The organism is Streptomyces sp. 2-1 (assembly GCF_048564895.1).
Classification (GTDB): domain Bacteria; phylum Actinomycetota; class Actinomycetes; order Streptomycetales; family Streptomycetaceae; genus Streptomyces; species Streptomyces phaeochromogenes.
In genome coordinates this window covers 9,975,443-9,990,225 of sequence record NZ_CP183383.1, presented here as the reverse complement: position 1 = coordinate 9,990,225, position 14,783 = coordinate 9,975,443, and the positions used below count along the sequence as shown (strand labels likewise).

Genomic DNA, 14,783 nt, shown 5'->3' with positions numbered 1-14,783 from the left:
GCTCACCGGCCGAGCCAGTCCCAGCCTCGCTGACCGAGCCCGAGGCCAGCTAACCAAGTCCCAGGGCTACTGGCCGAGTTCGTCCAGGGCCGCGGTGAGTTCCGGGGCGACGCGTTCCCTGACCCAGGCGACCTGCTCGTCCCCGGCGCCCCGCGGGACGGTCTCGATGAGCATGATCAGGTAGAGATAGCTGCGGTAGAGGGCGAGGCGCTGACGGGCCGAGTGGGTGAACTCGGCCCGTCCGCCCCTCTCTTGATATCCCGTCAGGAAGTCGTGGTCCTTCCTGATGTCACCGAGGAGTGCCAGGGAGACGAAGTCCGCGAGCGGGTCTCCCCAGAACATGCGCTCGCCGTCGATCAGTCCGCCGATCCTGGGCTCGCCGCCGCCTTCCGGTCGGTCGAGCAGAATGTTCCCCCGCCACAGATCGAAGTGCACCAGGCGCGGGTCCGTGACCTCGTCCAGGGCGTCGTACGCCGTCTTGGCCGCGCGGGCCACCTCGTCCACCGGGCGCGGCAGCCAGGCCTCGTACCGGCGGGCGTCGTCCAGGACGGCGTCGTAGATGGCGGTGAAGGCCGTACGCCAGTCGGCGGACAGGGGGCCGAGAGCCCCGGACGGGTAGCCGAAGCCGGGGCCGATCACCTGGTGGAGGCGGGCCACGTGCCGCCCCAACTCCCGCCGCAGACCGGCCTCTTCGGCATCCGAGTAGGAGTCGTCCCAGCCGTCACCCGGGCAGGCCGTCATCAGAAGATGGCAGCCTTCGGACGCGTCGAGACTCACGTGCACGACTCGCGGTGCGGGCACGTCGACCGTGGCGGCGGCGCGGTAGAACTCCGCCTCCGAGACGAGGAGTTCGCGCTCGTGGCTCATGCCGGGGACGGTCGGCGGGGGCGGGATCTTCAGCATGTACCGGCTGCCGTCGGTGAGGCGGAGTTCCTCGACGGTGTTGTACGTCCCGCCGCTCATCGGACGGCAGCCGGCGAGGCTGCCGGGCGGAAACCCGGCCGCCTCCAGGATCCGTCCGGCCCGCTCCTCCGACATTCCGCCCCACCCCGTCCTCGTCGTCGCGTCGCTCGTCCTTGTGCCGCTCGGTGTTGCGCTGCCCGGTCGGCGATCCGCCGCCGCGCGGCTCACCCGGCCGCGTAGACGTCCTCCACGTAGCGGCCCGCCGCGATCAGCTCGTCGAGCCACCGCTCGCAGGCCGCGTCGTCGGCGCCCCGCGTACGGTCCCGATACAGGGTACGGAAGGCGTCGCGCACCCCGGGTGCCATCCGTGAACCGTCGCCGCAGACATACACGCGGGCGCCTGAGTTCAGCAGGTCCCACACCTCGTCCGCCTCTGCGGCGATCCGGTGCTGGACGAAGGCGACGCCGTCGACGGGGGCCGTGCTGAAGGCGGGGCGCAGGGAGACGGCTCCGGCTCCCTCGGCGGCGCGGAGTTCCTCGGCGTGCAGAAAGTCGGCGTCCGGGGCGTCGCAGCCGAAGTAGCAGAGAGCGGGGGCCAGTTGAGCGTTCGTCGCGGCGCGGTCCGCGATGGCTCCGCGGAAGGGGGCGAGGCCCGTTCCCGCCGCCACCATGACGACCGGCGCCGAGTGGTCGATACGGAAGGCCTCCCGGCACGGTTGGACCCGGGCCAGCACGGTGTCGCCCGGCTTGACCGCGCCCAGGTGCCCGGAGCCGGTCCCCGTGTAGACGCCGTTGCCCGAGCGGGCCGGCGCCTCCAGCAGCGAGACCATCAGGTCGGCGTGGGAGGGGTCGGTGGCGGGCGAGGACGAGATCGAGTAGGTGCGGGGGCGCAGAGGCGTGAGGATCTCTTCGAGCAGCAGCGGCCAGTCCAGCGCTCCGCGCAGCGCGGGGTACGCCTCGACTAGCTCGATCAGAGTCCGCGGGTCGGAGTCCTGGACGTCGGCGAGGGCAGCCCGTTCGGGCGGGCACGGGTTCGCGGCGGCGAGTACCACCAACCGGTCGGCGGTGGGGCGGTCCTGCAACTCCACGTGATGGGAGAGCAGTTGACGTACCGTCAACGGCCGGTCCACGGCGATTCCGTCGCGGCGCGGGCGGCTCGCCCGGATGTCGAGCACGGAGTCGAGGTCCACGCCAAGAGCAGCCGCGGCCCTCTCGACGAGTTCCGGAGCGTTGACGGGCAGCACGGTGAGGTGGTCGCCCGTGCGGTAGGTCGCGCCGTCGGGCAGGGCGAGCCGCACGAAGCGCTTCGTGCGCGGGTGGCCGGGAGCGGTGAGGTCATAGGCATCGGTGACCGTCATCGGGACGAGATCGTGCCGGGCGGCGAGCGCGTCGAAGGGGCCGCCGGTCAGCGTACGGACCTCGTAGGCCGTCTCCGCGTCGTCCGGTGCGGTGGCGTCCGTGGCGTCCGGGTCGCCGTACTTCTCCAGCAGGGCCGTGCGCAGCCTGGCGGTGAAGGCGCGGACGGTCCCGCCGAGGTCGCCCGAGGCGTCGGCGGCCGTGCGGTCCAGGAGCCGGGTGCCGCCCAGTTCGGCCAGCCGGTCGTCGATGCGGGTCGGGAAGTGCTGGTAGGTGGCGGCCCAGTTGCGGTCGCCGACACCCAGGACGGCGTACGTCAGGTCGGCGGCGGCCGGGGCCTCGTCCAGCCAGGCGGCGAAGGCGGTGGCGTCGTCGGTGGGCCGGCCGTTGTAGGAGGCCGCGGTGATGACGACGGGGCGGTCGGTGGGCAGCCCGTCGGCGTACGCGTCCAGCGCCGCCACCTCGCTCTCACACCCCAACACGGCTGCCTCGTCGGCCAGTTGTGCGGCGAATTCGCGGCAGGTCCCGTAGTTGCTGCCGTGCAGGAAGAGCGCCCGGGTGCCGTGGCGTACCCGTGCGGGCAGCGTCTTCTCGTCGGCCGGGGTCTCCTGTTGCCGTGCGGCGCCCGGGAGTTGGGCGTGCTCCCTGTCGGCCGTCGTGCGCGGTGTGAGCGTGAGCGTGAAGCCGTCGGGCTTCAGCGTCAGCGTCTCCTTGACCGTGAGCCGGTAGTCGGCGTGGTCGTGCAGCCGGTAGCGGTGGACGATCATCGCCAGCAGCATGGTCGCCTCGTGCAACGCGAACTGCCGCCCGATACAGGCGCGTTCGCCGGTGCCGAACGGCTTGAACGCGTGCGGGGAGCGCGCGGCCTCCGCCTCCGGTGTGAAGCGCGAGGGGTCGAACAGCTCGGGGTTGTCGCCCCACACAGGCTGCCGGTGCAGCATCGGGGCGAGCACCATGACGCCCTGCCCGGCGCTCAGCGGGATCTGCCCGCCGAGGAGCGTGTCCTCCCGTGCGTGCCGGCCGAACACGGCGGCCGTCGGCCACAGCCGGAGCGCCTCGTTGAGCACCTGCCGGGTGTACGCGAGCTGCCCGACCTCGTCGAACGTCGGCTCGGGGTCGGCCGTGTCGCCCCACAGCGCGTCCACCTCGCGCTGTACGAGCTGGAGGACGGCGGGGTGCTTGGCGAGGTAGTGGAGCGCGAACGACATGGCGCCGGACGTGGTCTCGTGGCCCGCGATCAGGAAGGTGATCACCTGGTTGCGGATGTTGGCGGTGTCCAGCTTGGTGCCGTCGACGGGGTGCTCGGCGGAGAGCATGAGCCCGAGCAGGTCCTCGGCAGTGCCCTCTCCTTCGGAGACCCGGGCCTCGATCACGTCGTCGACCACCTGCGCCAGGTAGTCGGAGTCGCCCTGGAAGGCAGCGTCCGCCGCGGAGTGGTCCTGGCCGGGGAGGCGGCTCAGCCTGGTCATGCTCCACTCCAGGCACCGGACCATGGCCTCGACGAACGGGTGCGGCTCGTCCCGCTCGAAGGACCCGAAGTCGTAGCCGAAACCGGCAAGACCGATGGTGTCGAGCGTCATCCGCGTCATGTCGTCGGGAACGTTCACCGGAGCCCCGTCACGAGCCCCGCGGTCCCACGAGTCGATCAGCCTGCGCGCCACCTTCAGCATCATCGGGTGATACGTCCGCATCGACCCGAGCGCGAAGGCGGGCATCAGGATGTCGTGCGCCTTGGCCCAGTTCGGCTCGTCGTTGTACGCCGTGAAGAGCCCGTCCGCGGCGAACTCCCGCACGTTCTCCAGAGCGGGCCCGACATGCTTGGCGAACCGCGTCTCGTCGGCGAGCTCGGTCACCAGTTCAAGGTCACTCACGAACAGGGTGTCCCGCCCGTGCAGCCGCCGCACGAGCACCGGACCGTGGGCCCGGCTCAACTCCATGACCTGCTGCAGTGGGGTGCGGCCGGGTCCAACGGCGGAGATATCAACAACGGGAACACCATCAAGGGTCCCGACGACCTGCGGATGCGACACGGTGGGGGTCATGACGCGACAACTGCCTTTCGTGGTACGGAGGTCACGGCCGTCCCAGCTTCGACCAGCCCGCGCGCCCGTTCGCGCCACAGGGCTACATGATCGTGTAGCGCTTTCTGCGCGTCGGCCCTTGCAACTGGGGGCGCCCCTTACAACTCCGGGTGCCCCTTCCCACCCAGGGGCGCGGGGAACTGCGCACCCAGCCACAGCAGACCCGCACCCAACACACAACGCCCAGCCGTCTCCCCCGCCGAATAAGCGGAGCGCATAGGCTCCCCACATGGAACAGAGCGAGATCATCCTGCGAGCCATCGGCGTCCTGACCGAGACCCAGGAAATGGTGCGCAGGCTCAACGAGGACGTCGAGGTCGACATAGACGCCGGAGAGGCACAGCTCGGCAGGCTGGTGACCGAGGTGTTCCCGTCGGTCGAGGTCCCCGGCGACGCGACCCCGGCCGAGGCGGGTCAGGCCGTCATCGACGCCCTGATGCCCGCGGCGATCTCCCTGGTCGGCGCCTTCGCCTTCCTGTTCTCGGAACTCGCCGAGGTCCACGACACGGGCCGCACCGAAATCAAGAGCACGGAACTCCTGCGCACCCTCGCGCTGCGCCTGTCCAACGCGGACTCGCACACGGTCGAGGACGACGACGACAGCGACGACGACGCCTGACCATGCCCGACGTACCTCCCGAGTCCGCGGTGGTCTGGCGCAACCGGGCCATGACTCTCTTCGACCGCATCCCGATGCCGATCGCGGTGTGCGACGTCTACGGGACGATCGTCCTGGCCAACCCGGCGATGGCGGCGGAATGGGGCGCGACTCCGGGCGGCCTCCGCGGCCGGGACGTACTGGATCTGTTCCAGCCCCAGCAGGCGACGCAGGTGGAGCGCATCGCGGAGGCACTGCGCCTGCGGCACCGCTCGCGCTACCAGATCTCGGTCCGCTGGCGTGCCCCCGGCGGCACCGAGCGGTACGGGGAGCTCACCGCCGACCCGGTCAGCGACACCATCGACGCGACCACCAATCTGCTCGTCCTGCTGCGGGTGCTCGGCGAACAGGAGCCGGACACACCGACGCCCGCTCCCGCCGAGCCGCCGGCCACTGGGGCCGAGGCCCGCATCCTGGCCCTGCTCGCGGGCGGCGCGACCACCGCGCACGCCGCCCGCGAGACCGGCCTCACCGTGGACGGCGTCAACTACCACCTGCGCCGCCTGACCCGCCGCTGGAACGCGGCCAACCGCACGGAACTGGTCGCCCGCGCCTACGCCTTGGGCGTACTCACCCCCGGCGCCTGGCCACCGTCGGCCGCTCCCCTCGACTAGCGAACGCCTGGCCGACCGCCCGGTCCGCCGACTCGCCGGCCGGGGCGGCCTGTCCGGCGGGCGCCCCGAACCTGGCCAGGCAGTGCCACACCTTCTTCAGGTCCTGCGGGTCGTGACGCCCCGTACGGACGGCGTCGCCGATGACCCGCGGGTCGAGGTGCCCGTCCTCGGCGATCCGCGCCCCCAACTCGACGTACCGCGGACCGCGGAAGTCCGGGTGGCGGCCCAACTCCTCGACGGAGAGCCGGTACCCGGGGTGCCATTCGACCGGGCAGGGCAGCCGCCGGGCCGCGGCCTCGACCGGAGTGCCGCGGTAGCAGGCGTCCAGGACCAGCGCCTCCATGTCCCGGTCCAGGGCGACCAGTCCGTGCACCTGCGCCTCGATGTAGTCGTCGAGGGCGTCCCGGTCGTCCGCCTCGGCCAGGCCGATGAGGGACATCCCGTCGGCGACCCCGAACGCCGTCGGATCGACGGAGCTGTCCGGATAGCAGAACGTGGCGCGCCACAGCGCGTCCGAGGTCAGCCGGAAGTGCGCTGAGCCGAATCGCGGTGCGGCACCGACCACTTGGTGCCGGAAGTTCAGCGCGCCGTACACCGGCCGCTCGTGCGGGGCCGCCGCGTCGTACGCCCCGCCGAACATCCGGCTCTCCCAGCGCCATCGGTCGCCGCCCGGATGTGCCGTCAGCCCGCCGTTGCTCGTGCCCGTGACGAACTGCGAGTGGTACGTGCCGTCCTCGGCCAGCGCCTCCAGGATCGGGCGCCCGCGCACCAGGCGGTCCGGGTGCAGATTCAGGGTCACCCGCAGTGCCGGATCGAGGGCGGGCCCCGACGACAGCGCCGCGACATGACGGAGAGCCCGCGCCCGCGGTGAGCGAATGCCCCCGAAATTCACTGGATCTCCCTCGACACGGCTACTTACCCTAGGCCAGAACCTAGTACCCCTAGGTTTCCCCGGCCGGCCACCGACGCACCAGGAGAACCCTTCACGATGAGACCACTCTCCGAGCAGGACATCCGCAACTCATTTGTCAACTGCTCCAAGGGCGAGGCCAAACGGCTGGCGATACCGCGCGATCTGGCCGAACGACCGTGGGACGACCTGGACTTCCTCGGTTGGCGAGATCCCGGAGCACCCGACCGCAGCTACCTGGTGACCGAGCGGGCCGGCCGGCTCACCGGCGTGACCCTGCGTTTCCCCTCCGGGCAACGCGGCTTCCTTCACCGCAGCATGTGCTCGGTCTGTCTGACGACCCACCCGGGCAACGGCGTCTCCCTGATGACGGCCCGCAAGGCGGGCACGGCCGGCCGCGAGGGCAACTCGGTCGGCATCTACATGTGCGCCGACCTCGCCTGCTCCCTCTACGTACGCGGCAAGAAACAGCTCGACTCCGGGTCCCGCTTCGAGGAGAGCCTCACCCTGGAAGAGCAGATCGCCCGCGCGACCGGCCATCTGTCGGCCATCCTGGACCGGCTGTACGCCTGACGGGTCGCCGGACAGCCGCCGGGTGCGACGCGGGCGGGACACGAACGGCCGTGGTCAACGCGTTGTCGGCCGTGTCATGCTGGCCGCTCGGCCTGTGCCTCCTTGCCGTCGTCTCGGGTGAGCTGCGCCGTCTGGACGAGTTCGGTGCGGCTGTGGAACGGGAAGTGCCCAAGGATGCGAGATGTACGTGAGGCGTGGGCCGCGGGCAGGGCCAGGATCGGGAAGTGGCGCCAGGAGCCGGTGATCGTCCAGACGGTCCGTTCCGCGGCGGCCGCGACGATCGCGTACGTGGTGGCGCTGCGGTTCAGTCCGGAGGCAGCCCCTCTCACCGCTCCCCTGACCGCGCTCCTCGTCGTCCAGGTGACGCTCTACGCCACCCTCACGACCGGCATACGGCGCGTCAACTCCGTGGTGGCGGGCGTCCTCGTCGCCATCGTCTTCAGCGCGCTGGTGGGGCTGACCTGGTGGAGTCTGGGGCTGCTCATCCTCGCCTCGCTGGCCGTCGGGCACCTCGTGCGGGTCAGCGAGTTCGTGCCCGAGGTGGCGATCAGCGCCATGCTGGTCCTCGGGGTCACCCGGGTCGGCGACACGGCCTGGGCGCGGATCCTGGAGACGCTGATCGGCGCTGTGGTGGGGTTCGGCTGCAATCTGCTGTTCGCTCCCCCGGTGTGGGTCGGCGCGGCAGGCGAGTCCATCGAGGATCTGGCGCGCCGGATGCGGCAGTTGCTGCTGCGCGTCGGCGAGGAGGCCGCCGGCCGCACTCCGGTGGCGGTCGCGGCGGCCCGGCTCCACGAGGCACGGGAGCTCGACCACGACATCGTCGAGGTGGACGCGGCCCTCAAACAGGCCGAGGACAGCCTGCGGCTCAATCCGCGTGTACGGGAGGGGCTGCTGCACCGGGTCGTGCTGCGTACCGGCCTCGACACGCTGGAGATCTGCACGGTGGTGCTGCGTGTCCTCGCGCGCACCCTGACGGACCTCGCCAAGGAGCGTGCGCCGGAGCCGCTGTTCGAGGCGGAGATCGGGGCGACCCTGGAGCAGTTGCTGGCGGAGGTCGGTGACGCCGTGGTCAGTTTCGCCGTCCTGGTCACCACCGATGTCAGTCGCAGCGCCGAGTCGGCGGAATCCCGGCTCGCCTCCGAACTCGTCGCCGCGACCGCCACCCGCGACAAGCTGAGCCAGCTCCTCCTGGAGGAGGTCCAGCGGGACGCCCGGCAGTGGCAGTTGCACGGCGCCGCCCTCACCGAGGTCACCCGGATACTCGACGAACTCGACATGGAGCACCGCTCGCGCCGGCTCCTGGAGGAACTGGACCGCTGCACGCGGGAACAGCGCGAGCGGATGCCCCGCCTGGACCGCCTCCGCCGACGGCTGCGCTCCGCCCGGCGGAACCGTACCGCCCCCTCACGTCGTACTACGTGACGTGCTGATCGCCGTACGACGTCCCGATACTGGACGTACACGGCGACTGCGGAACGACATGTCCACATGACGACAAAGGGAGTTACGGATGGCCGACGGCACCGTGCGGATCGACGGGAACTCACTGCGGCTGGCGGGCGGTGTGCAGGTCCGGTTCATCCGTACCCTGCGCCTGCCCGAGACGGGCACGCATCCCCTGCCCCCGGGGCTCGGCGAGTTCCCGCTGCGGCGCGTGGAGGACTACCCGCAGACGGTGCCCGCCGAGTGGCTGGCGCGCGGCGGGGTGATGCTGCCGGTGTATCTGCGCGAGGCGATGTGGCTGAGCTTCGGCGGTACGTCGGAACCGGCCGCTCTCCAGGTGGGCGTCGGGAAGGTGTGCGCGGTCTCCGGCAAGCCGTGGAGCCCCCGGCCCACGCGGAATCCGCAGAACTACGTGGTCCTGCCCCGGCAGCCGTGGCTCGACGGCATCAACTCCGGGAAGGGCACGGTCCGTCAGTTCGTGGCGGTCCCGCTCGGTCTCGGTGCCACGGTCGAGGGCCAGGTCACCGGCGAGGAGGTGTGGGGCGGCGTACAGCTGCAGTCGTTCCCGCTGAACGACACCGCGCTGCACGCCTGGCGTGAGGAGCAGCGCCGGCTGGCGGAGGCGGCGGAGCAGCGCCGCAGGAGCGCGGAGGCGGCCGGCTACGGCGCGGCGATGCCCATGGCGCCCGGTTCCGCACCCCAGTGGGGCGCTCCGGCTCCGGCTCCGGCTGCGGCGGGCAGTGCGCCGCGCGCCGCGGCGGCGATGGGTCTCGGCGTCGGCGGTTCGATGCGCCAGGAGGTCTACAAGGACGACCGTCCGCTGTCGGACTGGGCCACCACGGCGGCCGGCCGTGTCTTCGTCCACCTCGTGACGCCGCCCGAGTGGCGCCGCATCACGGGTGAGGCTCCCCCGCCGTCGCCCGTCGACCGCGCGGCCTACACCCGGGCCGGACTGCCCTGGTTCGACTACTACGACCAGGACGCCGCGGACCTCGATCCCACGGACGCGCTCGGCGAGGTCAAGCCGGTCGGCGACTGGCTCGGCGACGACCACACGCCGTGGCAACCGCCGTCGCCCCAGCAGGTCAAGCCGCTGGGAGACGCGCCGGGCAAGCCCGTCGTGGACGGCGAGTGGTGAACCGGACTCCGGCCCGCGGCCGGAGTGTTCACCTCAGCCGTCGCCCTCCGTGCGCTGCCGCTGGAGCGCACGCGGGCAACTCGCGCTGCTCGCCTGCGTGAGCAGGACGTGCATGCGCTCGGTGAGCTGTCCGACGTTGTCGGCGGGCCGGTGGAAGGGCAGCCGTACGTCGCCGTGGCCTCGCGCACGCTCGATGCGCAGCGTCAGTCCGTGCCGGTCGACGGCGAGCGGCTGTACGCGCACGGCGCCGTGCAGGCTGTCCGGTTCGACGAGACGGGTCAGCCGCTCGACCGCGTCCGGGTGGGCGTCGGCGAGGTGCGTCAGCAGCTGCGCCTCCGCGAGGGCCAGCGGGTCGGGTTCGGCGATGGCGAACTCGTCGAGGTCGACGACGACCGCCCCGCCGGGCTCGCGGAGCACGGCGCGCGTGGTGTGGAACGCCAAGTGCCCTTCCTCGGGCGCGAACCAACCGGCCATCCAGAGCCTGGCGCGGATCCGGTGCCGTACGGGGACGGGCGCCACATCGGCGAACTCGAGGACGGCGGACGGCTCTCCGCGCGGCGCGCAGATCGCGGACGCCGCGAGCGTACTGTCGTCCGGCAGGTGCAGCAGCACCCGGCCGTCCTCGGCGACGGTGTGCACGCCGATGAACTCCTCCCGACCGCCCTCCGCGGTCACCGCGCAGGACCATGCCGCGGCGAGCACCGAGCGGGCACGCTGTGCCGTGGCCGGCGCGGCCGTCCAGCTGTGACGGTCACCCATCCCAAACCTCCCTTAGGTAAGCCTTGCCTAACCTATCGAAGATCGGGGTGTACGCCAACCACGTGGCACCGGTCGTCACACCTTGGTGACGGGGAATTCACGGAGTGATGGCACCCAACAGCGCCCGTGCGCACAGGTCGCGCACCTGATCCCGGGACAGACCGGGCTCCTTGAGCCACTCCAGACAGGCCGCCGCCATGAAGGCGAGCCAGCCCCGCACGGCGATCCGCAGCGTCGGCAGGTCCTCCTCGGTCCAGGCGGTCTCCGGGTCCGCCGCGAGCGCCTCCAGGATCTGCCGCTGCTGCGCGGCGAGCGTCTCGCGGTACACCCTGCGCACGGCCTGGTCCCCCGCAGCCTCGGCGCGATGGAAGGCGCGGAAGCCGTGCGCGTGCGCCTGGACGTACTCCAGGAAGGTGTCGAGTCCCGCGTCGATCTGTTCACGCACCGGCACTCCGGGCACGGCGGCGGTGACCCGCAGCATCCGCTTGCTCTCGCGCTCAACGACGGCCGCGAAGAAGTCCCGCTTGGTCGGGAAGTAGTGGTACAGCAACCCGCGTGAGACGCCCGCGAGTTCGGCGACCTGCTCGATCCACACGTCCTCGTACGGGCTCTCCGAGAACAGCCGCGCGCCGACCGAGAGCAACTGCTCACGGCGCTCCTCGGTGCTGAGCCGACGGCGTGTGCGCTCCCCCTCGTTGGCGGCCATGTCCGCACCTTACTTGACGTCGGTTCAACAGCGGGATCACACTGACAGTCGCTGTTGAATCCGCGTACAACAAGCCGTGCACAGCAAGCTCAACCGGCGGTCGGCACAAGGGAGATGGCGTGATGACGGGGACGACGAGGAGCACGCTGCCGAAGGGGTTCCGCAGTGCCGAGCTGGGCTGGCCCGAGCTGCGCCGCATCCCGCGTCCGCCGCACCGCGTGCCGTTGGTCGGCGATGTCGTCGGCGTCAACCTCCGCACCCCGTTGCAGGATTCGCTGCGCGTCGGGCGACAGCTCGGTCCGATCTTCCGGCGCAAGGGGTTCGGCAAGGAGATCGTCTTCGTGTGGGGCGCCAAGCTCTCGGGCGAGATGGCGGACGAGTCGCGGTTCGCCAAGCACGTGGGGCTGGGCGTCGCCAACCTCCGGCCGGTCGCCGGGGACGGCCTGTTCACCGCGTACAACCACGAGCCCAACTGGCAGTTGGCGCACGACGTGCTGGCGCCCGGCTTCAGCCGCGACGCGATGGAGAGCTACCACGCGATGATGCTGGAGGTGACGGGCCGGCTGACGGACCGCTGGGACGGCGATCAGGCGGCGGGCCGGGCCGTCGACGTGCCCGGCGACATGACCAAGCTGACGCTCGAGACGATCGCCCGCACCGGCTTCGGCCACGACTTCGGCTCGTTCGAGCGCACCCGGCCGCACCCCTTCGTCACGGCCATGGTCGGCGCCCTGATGTACGCGCAGCGGCTCAACGTGGTCCCCGTGCCGCTGGCCCCGGTGCTGATGCGCTCAGCCACCCGCCGCAACGACGCCGACGTGGCGTACCTCAACCGCACGGTCGACGACGTGGTCGAGGCCCGCATCAACGGGCCCGCCGGGGAAGGCGACCTGCTGGACCGGATGCTGGACACGGCACATCCCGAGACGGGCGAACGCCTCACGCCGGAGAACATCCGCCGCCAGGTCATCACCTTCCTGATCGCGGGCCACGAGACGACGTCCGGCGCGCTCTCCTTCGCCCTGCACTACCTCGCGCAGCACCCCGACATCGCCGCCCGCGCCCGCGCGGAGATCGACCGTGTCTGGGGCGACACAGCCCAGCCCGCCTACGAGCAGGTCGCCAGGCTCCGCTACGTACGCCGCGTGCTCGACGAGTCGCTGCGCCTGTGGCCGACCGCGCCGGCGTACGCCCGTGAGGCCAAGGAGGACACGGTCCTCGGCGGTGTCCATCCGATGCGCCGGGGGGCATGGGCCCTGGTCCTGATCCCCCTGCTGCACCGCGACCCCGAGGTGTGGGGCGCGGACGCGGAGGGATTCGATCCCGACCGCTTCGAGCCCACGGCTGTACGAGCCCGGCCCGCGCACACCTTCAAGCCGTTCGGCACCGGTGCGCGGGCGTGCATCGGGCGGCAGTTCGCGCTGCACGAGGCGACGCTGGTGCTGGGGCTGCTGCTGCGCCGCTACGAGCTGCGGCCGGATCCGGCGTACCGGCTGCGGGTCGCCGAGCGGCTCACGCTGATGCCTGAGGGCCTGACCCTGCACCTCGACCGCCGCTCCCCCGCAGCTCCCGCGCGTCCGGAGACCCCGGCGGTGTCCGAGCCGTCCTCGGTCTCACGGTGTCCAGTGACCGGGGCGGGTGACTGACGCCGGAAGCCTGGTGCCGGCGCTGCCCTTCGCCGCGTTGACCTGCGGCTGGGTGAGGAAGAGCGCGCCGGTCAGATCGGCGTCCGTGAGATCCGTGTCGCGCAGGTCCGCGCCGATCAGGTCCGCGCTCCGCAGATCGGCGCCCGTCAGATCGGCGGCGATGAGGAAGGCGCCGCGGAGGTTGGCACCCCTCAGGTCGGCGCCCTTGAGGCGAGCGCCCATGAGGTCGGCGCCCCGGCGCTCCTTCTTCCTGCCCCGGCCGAGACCGGCACGCGCCAGCTCACTGGCGCGCAGCAACAGGACGTTGACGTCCTGACGGACCGGCGACACGTCCAGCTCGGCGAGCTCTTCCGGGGCCTTGCGGGTGAGCGCCTCGGCCCTGTCGAGCTCGCGGCGCAGTTCGGGGTGGATCGGGCGGGCGGCGGGCAGTTCCAACGCCTCCGTGAGGTACCGGAGAAGCTCGTGGAGCTGGCGTACGACCGGGAACACGTCGAACATGAGCCGGGCCCGCTCCCCGGAGCCCGAGCGCCAGTCCGTGCCTCCGAAGGTGACCTGCGAGACCTTCTGGCCCGCGCCGAAGCAGTCGTAGACCGTGCAGCCGTTGAAGCCGCGCTGCCGCAGCTCCGTGTGGATGCCGCAGCGGTTGTCCGTCCGGAGGTTCCGGCAGGGGCTTCCGGCCGCCTTGTCGATCGCGAAGTCCGCCGAGGCGGAGAAGGGCAGCGCCACACAGCACAGCCCGAAGCACTGGGCGCAGTCCGCCTTCAGCTCGGTGGGGACGGGTGCTGCGGTGCCGGTTTCGTCTTGCATGTCCCCCACCCTACGCAGCGCACGCCCGTACCGATCACCGACGCCCGGACGGCCGTTCGACCCACGGCCGTCCGATTCCCTCCCGGACATCCAACTCCCTTGCGGGCAACGAACTCACCGATGAGTTCTCGGCGCCGGAGGCGTCTCTAATACAGCTGAAAACAAACTCCGCTATCACGGAGGAAAGAGCCCCTTCACAGACCCCGGAGAGACGTCATGTGCACCCACTGGCCCACGTGCCCCACCGCCGACAGCCCCCACCACCACGACGCGGTCATCGTGTCCGCCCATCCGGAACAGGGCTGGAACCTGCTGTGCAACGGCACCATCGTCTTCGACGACACCGGCGAACTCCTGCCGGACGGACGCATCGTGGGCCCGCTGCGCACGATGCGCGAGCCGGTGGCCGCCTGAGCCGGACAGAGACCTCAGCGGCTGAAGAGTTCGAAGGCGACCGCGGGCTTCCCGCCGAAGCGTTCGCCCGTGGACTGCGCGTAGCCGGTGAGGAATGAGCGTACGTACGTCTCGGGGTCCTCGTCCGTCAACACCTCGATGTAGGTGCGGTGTTCGAGCAGGGAGAGCACCGCGCGCTCCATGCCCGGGGTCGCGTCCACGGCGTGTGTGGGGGCGTTGGAGCCCGCAACAGCGACCCAGCGCACTCCGTTCCAGGGCTCCAGGCCCAGCTCCGGGAAGATCCAGCGGTTGCCCGCGTCCCCGGCCGCGTCCAGGGTGGCCCGGCCCACGGCGACATGGTCGGGTGTGTTCCAGGCGACCCCGCCCCAGGTGTCGCGGTGGTTGAGGGTGATCACCAGCTCGGGGCGGTGCCTGCGGATCGCCGCGGCGATGTCCCGCCTGAGGGCGGTGCCGTATTCGACGACGCCGTCCTTGTGGTCGAGGAACTCCACCTCGGTGACGCCCACGACGGCGGCGCTGGCCCGCTGCTCCTGCTCACGCAGCGGGCCGCATTTCTCCGGCTCCAGGGTGTCGATCCCCGCCTCTCCCCGCGTTGCGAGGACGTAGGTGACCTCGCGACCGCCGTCCGTCCACGACGCGATCGCCGCGGAGCAGCCGTATTCCAGGTCGTCGGGGTGGGCGACGACGGCAAGCGCGCGCTTCCAGTCCTCGGGCATGGGCTTGAGCTGGTTGTTCGTCGGCTCGGTCATGGTCGTAGGTTATGCGTTTAAGTGAG

Annotated in this window: 14 protein-coding genes; 7 read left to right on the top strand and 7 right to left on the bottom strand. The window is 71.4% G+C overall.

Translation table 11 applies throughout. From position 1 onward, the window contains the following. Positions 1 to 66: 66 nt before the first annotated feature. Together ACN20J_RS43640 and ACN20J_RS43635 are read right to left on the bottom strand one after the other, a co-directional pair. On the bottom strand, positions 67 to 1,038 hold the full coding sequence (locus ACN20J_RS43640) for a phosphotransferase family protein (protein ID WP_419668158.1): 972 nt from the start codon (positions 1,036 to 1,038) through the stop codon (positions 67 to 69). Positions 1,039 to 1,127: 89 nt separating this feature from the next. After that, positions 1,128 to 4,301, bottom strand: coding sequence for a bifunctional cytochrome P450/NADPH--P450 reductase (locus tag ACN20J_RS43635; RefSeq protein WP_419668157.1), 3,174 nt, complete (start codon positions 4,299 to 4,301; stop codon positions 1,128 to 1,130). A 268-nt stretch (positions 4,302 to 4,569) separates the two neighbouring features. Between ACN20J_RS43635 and ACN20J_RS43630 the strand changes: the two genes are divergently transcribed. Next, positions 4,570 to 4,959, top strand: coding sequence for a hypothetical protein (locus ACN20J_RS43630; protein WP_361992519.1), 390 nt, complete (start codon positions 4,570 to 4,572; stop codon positions 4,957 to 4,959). A gap of 2 nt (positions 4,960 to 4,961) precedes the next feature. Next, positions 4,962 to 5,612, top strand: a complete 651-nt coding sequence (locus ACN20J_RS43625; protein WP_419668156.1) for a PAS domain S-box protein — start codon at positions 4,962 to 4,964, stop codon at positions 5,610 to 5,612. On the opposite strand, the gene ACN20J_RS43620 is transcribed toward ACN20J_RS43625, so the two are convergent. Then, positions 5,569 to 6,504: a DUF3626 domain-containing protein gene (locus tag ACN20J_RS43620; RefSeq protein WP_419668155.1), complete on the bottom strand. Its 936-nt coding sequence runs from the start codon at positions 6,502 to 6,504 to the stop codon at positions 5,569 to 5,571. The genes ACN20J_RS43625 and ACN20J_RS43620 overlap by 44 nt on opposite strands. Positions 6,505 to 6,600: 96 nt before the next feature. On the opposite strand from ACN20J_RS43620, the gene ACN20J_RS43615 reads away from it, so the two are divergent. The 3 genes from ACN20J_RS43615 to ACN20J_RS43605 all read left to right on the top strand — a co-directional run bounded on the left by ACN20J_RS43615 (position 6,601) and on the right by ACN20J_RS43605 (position 9,676). Beyond that, positions 6,601 to 7,095, top strand: coding sequence for an FBP domain-containing protein (locus tag ACN20J_RS43615; RefSeq protein ID WP_419668154.1), 495 nt, complete (start codon positions 6,601 to 6,603; stop codon positions 7,093 to 7,095). A gap of 174 nt (positions 7,096 to 7,269) precedes the next feature. Then, positions 7,270 to 8,517, top strand: coding sequence for an FUSC family protein (locus ACN20J_RS43610; protein WP_190232007.1), 1,248 nt, complete (start codon positions 7,270 to 7,272; stop codon positions 8,515 to 8,517). Positions 8,518 to 8,605: 88 nt separating this feature from the next. Next, positions 8,606 to 9,676: a hypothetical protein gene (locus tag ACN20J_RS43605; RefSeq protein WP_189844208.1), complete on the top strand. Its 1,071-nt coding sequence runs from the start codon at positions 8,606 to 8,608 to the stop codon at positions 9,674 to 9,676. Between the two features lie 33 nt (positions 9,677 to 9,709). Here ACN20J_RS43605 and ACN20J_RS43600 read toward each other — a convergent pair whose 3' ends face one another. After that, positions 9,710 to 10,435: a DUF2470 domain-containing protein gene (locus tag ACN20J_RS43600; RefSeq protein ID WP_189844209.1), complete on the bottom strand. Its 726-nt coding sequence runs from the start codon at positions 10,433 to 10,435 to the stop codon at positions 9,710 to 9,712. 97 nt (positions 10,436 to 10,532) lie between these two features. Next, entirely contained in the window at positions 10,533 to 11,141 is a 609-nt protein-coding gene (locus ACN20J_RS43595) for a TetR/AcrR family transcriptional regulator (protein ID WP_189844210.1), read from the bottom strand. A 122-nt stretch (positions 11,142 to 11,263) separates the two neighbouring features. Here ACN20J_RS43595 and ACN20J_RS43590 point away from each other — a divergent pair, with 122 nt between their 5' ends. Continuing rightward, positions 11,264 to 12,787 (top strand): cytochrome P450, encoded by a 1,524-nt coding sequence (locus ACN20J_RS43590; RefSeq protein WP_419668153.1) that lies wholly within the window; start codon positions 11,264 to 11,266, stop codon positions 12,785 to 12,787. Here the strand turns inward: ACN20J_RS43590 and ACN20J_RS43585 are convergent. After that, positions 12,755 to 13,594, bottom strand: a complete 840-nt coding sequence (locus ACN20J_RS43585) for a pentapeptide repeat-containing protein (protein ID WP_419668152.1) — start codon at positions 13,592 to 13,594, stop codon at positions 12,755 to 12,757. The two genes, ACN20J_RS43590 and ACN20J_RS43585, sit on opposite strands and share 33 nt — an antisense overlap. Positions 13,595 to 13,810: 216 nt before the next feature. On the opposite strand from ACN20J_RS43585, the gene ACN20J_RS43580 reads away from it, so the two are divergent. Further along, a complete protein-coding gene (locus ACN20J_RS43580; RefSeq protein WP_361885646.1) occupies positions 13,811 to 14,008 on the top strand; it encodes a DUF5999 family protein in 198 nt (65 codons plus the stop codon). Positions 14,009 to 14,022: 14 nt separating this feature from the next. On the opposite strand, the gene ACN20J_RS43575 is transcribed toward ACN20J_RS43580, so the two are convergent. After that, a complete protein-coding gene (locus ACN20J_RS43575) occupies positions 14,023 to 14,757 on the bottom strand; it encodes a PIG-L deacetylase family protein (RefSeq protein WP_189844213.1) in 735 nt (244 codons plus the stop codon). Positions 14,758 to 14,783: the final 26 nt, after the last annotated feature.